The sequence below is a fragment of the Roseburia faecis genome, assembly GCF_001406815.1.
Classification (GTDB): domain Bacteria; phylum Bacillota; class Clostridia; order Lachnospirales; family Lachnospiraceae; genus Roseburia; species Roseburia faecis.
Genome location: NZ_CVRR01000065.1, coordinates 1 through 1,064, shown reverse-complemented (window position 1 = coordinate 1,064; position 1,064 = coordinate 1). Strand labels below are relative to the sequence as shown.

Here is a 1,064-nt window from a genome sequence, read left to right as displayed (position 1 = left end):
GGGGCTGTAAAATAAGTCCCTAATATAAGAAACGCCAATTCCGGCAAATGTCGGTTTTGGCGTTTCTTTGTATTAACTTTTCTATTTCTAAGCAAGTCTGCATCTTTGGGTATAAAAAATGGTGCATTTAATAAAGCTCGGCTAATCACGCCCGCTTAAGTTTTATGCAACTTTCGTCTGTCGTTGCTTTTTGTTGTGATATTTATAAAGATTGAATCCACATGAAATCAGTGTAAGCTCGAGAATTACATTTTTCTCGCCTCTTCGCAATAATCTTTTATACGCTTTATCCCACTTTAATACACCAAAAGTTCCCTCCGATTGAATACTTCGGTTCATTCTCAAGAGAGCACCATGTATGGATTCAAGATTTTGCAGCACTTCCTGATGGATAGCAGTTAATTCCTGATTCATTCGGATCGTTCGGTTTTTGTGTGCTCTCGGACAACATTCCTGTTTATGCTGACACCCTTCACAAGATTCACATTCGTATAATTCTTCCGTTCTTCCATATTTATTATATTTCACATGCTGTGTTCTCTTGAAGAGGAATTTTCGACCGTTTGGGCATAAGAGATTTCCATCTGCATCTTTTGCAAAGTTTACAGCACGATACGGATTCTCATGATACTTTTTGTCCGTCGTTTCTTTTTTGTACATGGTAAATTTCATGTATTTTTCCATGCCGTGTTCTTCACAATAAAGATAATTATTGTAAGAACCGTATCCGGCATCAGCAACCGGATATTTCGGATAGTGACCATATGTGCGATTGAATTTTTCCATCAAAGGAACAAAGCATTCCATATCGGATGCATATGGTTTTACGTCGATTACAGCTATGTATTCATCACAGATGGCTGCCTGTAGGTTGTATGCCGGAAGTAGCTGATCGTTTCCCATGTAATCACGCTTTAAACGCATGAAAGTTGCATCATGATCTGTTTTGGAATAACTGTTTCTTTCTTCTCCACAGGTCTCGATATGATATGCATAGGATTTCAAACGTTCCAGATATTCATGCAATTCTTCGTATTGTTTTTGTCGAATGCTTTTTCTATGAC

At 37.9% G+C, this 1,064-nt stretch carries 1 protein-coding gene; it reads right to left on the bottom strand.

What is annotated here, in order from left to right; translation table 11 throughout:
• Positions 1 to 162: 162 nt before the first annotated feature.
• Positions 163 to 1,064 (bottom strand): transposase (locus M72_RS14170; RefSeq protein ID WP_141652756.1); only part of this gene is annotated, 902 nt, incomplete at its 5' end.